This window comes from Methanobrevibacter sp., assembly GCF_050872065.1.
In the GTDB taxonomy this organism is placed as follows: domain Archaea; phylum Methanobacteriota; class Methanobacteria; order Methanobacteriales; family Methanobacteriaceae; genus Methanocatella.
In genome coordinates this window covers 1-7,552 of sequence record NZ_JBNMGD010000059.1, presented here as the reverse complement: position 1 = coordinate 7,552, position 7,552 = coordinate 1, and the positions used below count along the sequence as shown (strand labels likewise).

Annotated in this window: 7 protein-coding genes; 4 read left to right on the top strand and 3 right to left on the bottom strand. The window is 29.9% G+C overall.

The annotated features are described in order from the left end of the window. The first annotated feature begins 307 nt into the window (after positions 1 to 307). From ACR0P1_RS07230 to ACR0P1_RS07220, 3 genes are all read left to right on the top strand, one after another. Positions 308 to 679, top strand: a complete 372-nt coding sequence (locus tag ACR0P1_RS07230) for an ArsR/SmtB family transcription factor (RefSeq protein WP_432645733.1) — start codon at positions 308 to 310, stop codon at positions 677 to 679. Between the two features lie 19 nt (positions 680 to 698). Next, positions 699 to 2,984: a heavy metal translocating P-type ATPase gene (locus ACR0P1_RS07225; RefSeq protein ID WP_432645732.1), complete on the top strand. Its 2,286-nt coding sequence runs from the start codon at positions 699 to 701 to the stop codon at positions 2,982 to 2,984. Positions 2,985 to 3,113: 129 nt separating this feature from the next. After that, positions 3,114 to 4,484: an MATE family efflux transporter gene (locus ACR0P1_RS07220; RefSeq protein WP_432645731.1), complete on the top strand. Its 1,371-nt coding sequence runs from the start codon at positions 3,114 to 3,116 to the stop codon at positions 4,482 to 4,484. On the opposite strand, the gene ACR0P1_RS07215 is transcribed toward ACR0P1_RS07220, so the two are convergent. Continuing rightward, positions 4,481 to 5,095 (bottom strand): ABC transporter ATP-binding protein, encoded by a 615-nt coding sequence (locus ACR0P1_RS07215; protein WP_432645734.1) that lies wholly within the window; start codon positions 5,093 to 5,095, stop codon positions 4,481 to 4,483. The genes ACR0P1_RS07220 and ACR0P1_RS07215 overlap by 4 nt on opposite strands. A 4-nt stretch (positions 5,096 to 5,099) precedes the next feature. Continuing rightward, positions 5,100 to 6,041, bottom strand: a complete 942-nt coding sequence (locus tag ACR0P1_RS07210) for an ABC transporter ATP-binding protein (RefSeq protein ID WP_432645730.1) — start codon at positions 6,039 to 6,041, stop codon at positions 5,100 to 5,102. Between the two features lie 148 nt (positions 6,042 to 6,189). Between ACR0P1_RS07210 and ACR0P1_RS07205 the strand changes: the two genes are divergently transcribed. Then, the gene (locus ACR0P1_RS07205; protein WP_432645729.1) at positions 6,190 to 6,750 is read left to right on the top strand and encodes a GNAT family N-acetyltransferase; all 561 of its coding nucleotides are present in this window, start codon (positions 6,190 to 6,192) and stop codon (positions 6,748 to 6,750) included. A gap of 94 nt (positions 6,751 to 6,844) precedes the next feature. On the opposite strand, the gene ACR0P1_RS07200 is transcribed toward ACR0P1_RS07205, so the two are convergent. Beyond that, positions 6,845 to 7,291 carry a hypothetical protein gene (locus ACR0P1_RS07200; RefSeq protein ID WP_432645728.1) on the bottom strand — a complete coding sequence of 149 codons (447 nt, stop codon included), beginning with the start codon at positions 7,289 to 7,291 and terminating at the stop codon, positions 6,845 to 6,847. Positions 7,292 to 7,552: the final 261 nt, after the last annotated feature.

The following is a 7,552-nucleotide window of genomic DNA, read 5'->3' as shown; positions in this document are numbered from 1 at the left end:
CCTTTAATCTTATTTATATTTTAAGAATTATTGATTTTTCTCATATTTTTTTATTTATTTTAAAGTTTTGTTTTGATAGGTTATGTTTTATAAATTAGGTGGTATATATCTTAAAAATATTTAATTAGGTGATTTATGGGAGATATTTATGAGTTTAAGGGTATTAATTGAGAAATTATGACATTTAAAGAAAAAATTGAGTATTTCAATTTTATTTTTAAGGTAACATATCATAGTATCATGATATAAAAACATTTAAATAGATAAACATATCATAATATGTAAATATATAATATATGTGATGACTATGGAAAATAATAATCTTGAAAATAAAGAGGATGTTTGTGAAGTTTTTGATTCTCATGAAGATGTTGTAAATCGTGTAAAAGAACGTATACCTGATGAAAATAAATTTACTGAACTATCTGAATTCTTTAAAATATTTGGAAATCCAACAAGACTAAAAATTATTTCCTTACTTAGTATTGAAGATTTATGTGTCTGTGATATTTGTGAAATACTTGGTTTAAATCAAACCACTGTTTCAAACCAATTAAGAATATTACGTGCTAATAATATTGTTAAATACCAAAAAGAAGGTAAAATGGTAAGATATTCACTTACAGATCTCCATATTGAAATGATTTACAAAGTAGGTTTAGAACATATATTAGAATAATATTTAATTTGGTGATAATATGGTAAAGAATAGATGTTATGATGCTGATTGTGAAGAGGAAATCTGTTACAATCCTAAACATTATAATTATATCTGTTTTGATCCAGAATGTGATGAAATTCACTGTAAAAATTCTAAACACTATGATAAACAGTTATTAAGAGATTATCAGAAAAATACAGATTTAAGTAGTTATTCTCATAGAAAAGAGATAAATTATGATGATGGTGAAATACATCTTTGTGTGTGTCCGGATTGTGATGATGGTCATGAACATAATCATGAGCACAATCATCAGGAACATGAAGAGAATTCTGCTTGTGATTGTCATAATCATGACCATGATGATGTTAATTTAAGTATTTGTGGTTGTCCTGATTGTGAGGATAGTAGTGATGATGAAGAATTATTAGCTGAAGGAAAATCTCTAATTGCTAATAAACCAATTCAAATCATTGTTGCAAGTGGAATATGTTTTGTAATTGGTTATATTTTAGGATTATTATCATTTAATTCAGCCTTAGTAACTTTGGTCTTCATGTTGGGTGCTTTAATTGCAGGTTATGAGATAGCTATTTTAGCTTATAAATCATTAGTCAATAGGCATACTGTTGGTCCTGCAATGCTTATGTGTGTTGCATGTGTTGCTTCATTTGTTATAGGACATCCTGAAGAAGGTGCTGCTGTAACTTTCCTATATTACATTGCAGAATTTTTAGAAGATTATGCAGAGTATCGTGCTAAACGTTCTATTAAATCTTTAGTTGAAATAGCTCCTGAAACAGCAAGGGTAAAAGTTGGTGAGTTTGAGGAACTCAAAAATGTTGATAATGTTAATATTGGTGAAATTATAATTGTGAAATCTGGAGATAAAGTTCCATTGGATGGTGAAGTGGTTTTGGGTTCTTCATCAATTAATCAAGCTTCCATTACTGGTGAAAGTGTTCCGGTTTTTAAAGAAGTGGGTGATGAGGTATTTTCAGGAACTGTTAATGAAGATGGTTATTTAGAAGTTATCGTAACTAAAAAAGCTAAGGATTCTGTCATTTCAAAAATTGTCAATTTAGTTAAGATGTCTCAGCTTAATAGGTCAGAAACTGAAACTTTGGTTGAAAAAATAGCTAAATATTATACTCCTGTCATGATAATAACAGCTATTTGTGTTGCATTGATACCATCATTTGTATTCGGCCAAAATCTAACTGATTGGGTTTATAAGGCACTTTCACTTCTGGTGATTTCATGTCCATGTGCATTTTTAATCTCAACACCTGTGGGTATGGTGTCCACTATTACCTCAGCTACCAAAAATGGTGTCTTGATTAAGGGAAGTTCATATGTTGAAGAGATGCGCAACGTAAAAGCAGTTATCTTTGACAAAACTGGTACTTTAACAGAGGGAAAATTAATTTTAAGTGATGTTAAAGTTTTAGATGGAAACTTCTCAAAAGAGGATATTATCCGTATTGCAGCATCTCTGGAAAATCACTCTTCTCACCCTATTGCACAACCTATAGTGGATTATGCGAAAATGAATGATATTGAGCTTAATGAAGTCAATGACTTTAGAAATGTTCCTGGAAAAGGAATTGTGGCTAGTGTTGGAGGGGAACAATATTATGCGGCTAATGAATCATTGATTGGGGACAGTTTGTTTGATATTTCAAAAGATGAAATTAATAAATATGTTGTTGAAGGCAAGACAATAGTGTTTGTTGGAAATTCCAGGAATGTTTTAGCTATTATTACAGTATCTGATAAAATTAGATCAAGTGCATCACAAGTGATAACTGAGCTAAAAGAAGAGGGTATAAGAACAGTAATGCTTACTGGAGATAATAAAATAGCTGCTAACAGTGTTGCATCTGAAATTGGAATTGATTATGTGTATTCTAATTTAATGCCTGAAGATAAGTTAAATATCTTGGATTCAATTAGAAACAAATTTGGGGATGTGGCTATGGTTGGAGATGGTATTAATGATGCACCAGCTCTAGCACGTGCAAATATTGGTATTGCAATGGGTGCTGCAGGTTCTGATGTAGCTATTGAAACAGCAGATGTTGCATTAATGCAGGATGATATTTCAAAACTCCCGTATCTGTTTTCTTTGAGTCACAAGACAATGGGAATTATTAAGCAAAATATTACTGTATCTATTGTAGTTAAGTTATTATGTGTAGTGCTTGCAATTTTAGGTATTATTACATTAATGATGTCTGTCGGTTTTGGAGATTTAGGTTTAACAATGCTTGTTATTCTAAACTCATTTAGGATTGGTATGGTGAAAGACCCACTATTCTAATTTTTTTTTAAAAAATTTTTACAGTTATATTTGTCGTAATTTCTATTTTTAAATCTGTATTTAAATGGATATTTCATGTTCATTTTTTGAAGATTAATTTTATATTTGAATAAATTTTAATAGTAATACATGTTAAGTAATGATTCTTCAAATAGTGTGGATTTAATGATTAACAATCCCAAAAAGGCATTAATAAAAATGTCAATACCTTTGATTGTTTCATTACTTATTACAAGTTTTTACAATTTAATTGATGCTGTTTGGGTATCTGGTCTTGGTGCCGATGCACTGGCAGGTGTCGGATTTTTCACACCAATATTCATGATTTTAGTTGGTTTTGGAAATGGATTGGGTTCAGGTGCTACATTTGCCCTATCAAAATATCTTGGTGAAAATGATAAGCAAAAAGCAGATAATGCATCTATTCATTCAATAATCATTGATATTGTCGTGTCATTAATTATAACCTTTGTATTACTGGTTTTATTAAATCCAATATTAAATGCAATGGGTGCAGGTCAAACTATTGGTTATGCTACTGATTATGGTATGATTATTATTTTAGGAGCAGTATTTATTATACTTTCAAATGCATTATATGGTATTTCAAGAGGTGAAGGGGATACTGTTCGCCCAATGTATGCAATGATTGCATCCGCAATTTTAAACATGATTTTAGATCCTATTTTTATTTACATTTTAAATTTAGGGGTTAAAGGAGCTGCCATTGCAACGATTATATCATCAATTTTTGTAATTTTAATTTTATTGTATTGGTTTTACATTAAAGAGGATACTTACTTAAAGCCTAATTTAAGTAATTTTGATTTTAAAAAAGAAATTTCAATGGATATAATAAAAGTAGGTATTCCTGCAAGTATTCAGCTCTTAAATAATGCATTTTTTGCAGCAGTCTTCTCAGCACTCCTGGCATTTGTTGGATCAACTGATTCGGTTGCGGTTTATTCAACTGGGTGGAGAATAGTTACAATTGGAATTACTCCTCTTTTAGCTATTGGATCAGCTTTAATTAGTGTGGTTGCAGCTAATTATGGTGCGAGAAATTATAAAAATATTCAGATTGCTCATAGATATGCAATGAAGGTTTCAATTGTCATTGCATTTATTGTAGCTATTTTAACAAATGTATTTGCAGGAGATATTGCATCTGTGTTTGCTTCTTCTGGAAGCAGTATAAGAATCGCCCCTGAACTTACAAGTTTTCTTTCATGGATTGTAATTTATTATCCAACAATGGCAGTAGGTGTGTCTTCAACATATATCTTCCAGGGTCTTGGAAAAGGAATTACTGCAATGTTTCAAACAATTATTAGAGAAACAGGTTTCACAATATTTTTTGCAGTATTATTTGGTGTTGTTTTAGGTTATGGTGTATGGGGAGCTTGGATGGGTATAGTTTTAGGTGAAATAGTCTCAAATAATCTTACTATGATTTGGGCGGATTATCTTATTAAAAAATTAATAAAAATTAATGGTTAAACACCATTAATGTCTTTTAAGTATATTATTTCATCGCAGATGGTTTCTACTAATGGCTTGTCGTGACTTACTATTAGCATTCCCATCTTTCTTTTTTTCACGATTTCAATAACTGATGTTATGATTTGTACTTGGGTTATTGCGTCGAGCATTGTAGTCATTTCATCAGCTATTATGAATTGTGTTTTTTGATTTAATGCTCTTAGTACTGAGAATCTTTGTAGTTCTCCCCCTGATAACTCTTGTGGAAACCTTGTTAACCATGATTTTTGAATTCCGAATTCTTTTAAAAGTTCATCATCTGGCATCCAGGATTCTTTGAGAATATTTATCATCTTCCATTTTGGGTTCATTACTTTTTCAGGATGCTGAAAAATCAACTGGACTGGGCAAAATTCTTTTTTAGGTAATTTTTTCCCGTTTAATGTGATTTCACCTTCGAAGTTTTGTACATATCCTGAGAGGATTTTGCACAATGTTGACTTCCCACTTCCACTATCTCCAACTAAAGCAGTGATTTTAGTATTATCGACACATATATCAATATCTTTTAATATGTATTTTTTAGTTGATGGATATTTAAATGAAATATTCTGTCCTTTAAGTTCCATATTCTTAGTCTCCATATTTAAAACATCTTACTTTTTTATTTCCAAGGTCTATTAATTTGGGAATTTCTTCTTTGCATATACTCATACGTATTTCACATCTATCGTAATATGGACAACCTGTAGTCATTTCTTCATGAAGTGGTTGGTGTCCTTTTACTAATTTGAATCCATTTGATGGAAGTGCTTTGTATAATGCTTTTGTATAAGGGTGTAAGAGGTTTTCTCCATTTCCTGAAAAGTCTTTATTTTCTGCGATTTCAATTACATATCCGGAATAAAATATTCCAATTCTATCAGCTACCTCTAATGCTGCATGTATGTCGTGTGTAATTAGTAGCACTCCCACTCCAGTTTCTTTCATATGTTTAAAATGATTTAATGTTTCCATGACTGTTTTTTCATCTAAACCTGGTGTAGGTTCATCTGCTATAACTAGTTTTGGTTCAGATAGTAATGCTGTTGAGATAAGTACTCTCCTAGCCATTCCTCCGGAGAGTTGGAATGGGTACATGTCATCTACTTCGGAACTCAGGTTGTACTGTTCGAAGATTTCTCTTTGTTTTTGTTTCTTTTCTTTTTTTTCTTCTGCATCTTCTGTATTGCCTATTACCTGTTCTGATATTTTCATTAATGGATCTAGGAAGTTCACTGATTGGGGAATGAGTGCTATTTCTTTTCCACGTATTTCTTCTTTATCTTTTTGGGTTAATTCTTTTCCTTTATATTTAATTTTTCCATTTAAATTTGCATTTCCAGGTAATATTCCAAGTATTGCATGGGCAAGTAAGCTTTTTCCTGATCCACTTGATCCTAATACTGCAAATATTTCTCCTTTAGATACATCTAAAGTTAAATCGGTGATAACTTTTAAATCTCGCTGATTTAATCCTTGAGTATATTGGACGAATGAAATTGAGACATTTTCTACATCTAGTAATTTTTCCATTAAATCACCTTTTTTGATTTTAAATGATAACTTTTAAATACTATTTTATACTTTATCAATATTAAACTTATTCAAAATTAATAAAAAAGTATTACTTATTAAATAAATTTTTTATAATTTGTAATACTTTTTTTTAAAGGGTGTTAATATGGATGTTATAATAAAAGAATTAAGTAAAAATCCAAAAGAAATTGCTAAGGTTCAAGAGTTTTTATTTAAAATGATTAAATTGGAATTTGGTTATGATTATGTTCCTAAGTGGCATCAGGACATTATTAAACTAGAAAAATATTATATTAATCCAGAAAGAAATAATTTTTTTGTTGCATATACTAAAACTGGTGAAATTGTAGCTACTATTGGTATTAGGGCATATGATAAGGATTTTCCAGAATTTAGGCATTTATATTCTGTAGATACTACTTCAAGTATTTGGAGATTGTTTGTAGATAGGCGATGTAGACGTTGTGGTTTAGCTTCTAAAATGTTTAGTATAGTGGAAAGTTTTGCTAAAACTTCAAATTATGATAATATCTATTTACATACTCACAAAACATTGGACGGTGCAATTAAATTTTGGAGAAAAATGGGTTTTGTTGTTACATTGGATTCTAATGATAAGTTGGAAACGGTTCATATGGATAAAGAAATTCAAGGGTTAAATATCACTAATAGTGTTGCTGATTATAAATTTGCATTAAAATTATGATTTTTTTTTTTAATATATTTTTGGGTGTGTGGGCATGTGTATATGCATTTACCACATACTGTATCTGATTTTCCTAAGTTTTTTTCTGATATTTTTAATGCATATTTTTCACATTTTTATCATCATAAAAATTGTTACGATAAATTTTATAATTCCATTCTTTTCCGCTGATTGCTCCTCCAGTACATGCGTTTTTACAGTCCATACATTTTCCACATTTTGATTCAAGGGTGGGTTGTCCTATATTTAGTGGGGCATCAGTTAAAACAGAAGATAATCTCAAAGCACTACCATATTTTTTTGTAATTAACAATGCTGATTTTCCAATCCATCCAATTCCTGCCCTTGTTGCAATAGTTTTATGAGGTAAATCAAATGAATTAAACTCACCAAAATCATGTCCAAGGCGAGCTTTTGTTTGTGCATATGCATGGTATCCTCTATCAATTAAAAATTTTTCACATTTCATGCCTATTGAATCCAACCTAGAATTTATACTTATTAATTCTTTTAAATATTCTTTAGTGGGTGCATTTTGCATATTCCTTATAATTTCCTTTGGAAATGTGATGTAAAAAACTACTCCTTTGTTTAAATTTTCTTTTGGAGTAAAATTTGTTATATCTGCAAAACCTACTTCATCTGCACCGTTTTTTATTAAAAATTGTTTTATTTAAGAGATAGTTCCATGGATTGATTTTCCTTCTATTTATTATATAAATTTAAGTTTGTATTACTTGATTAAAATTTTTAAAATTTGATTTATTTATTTATTGGCCGGTCTTTTGGTGTTATATAATAT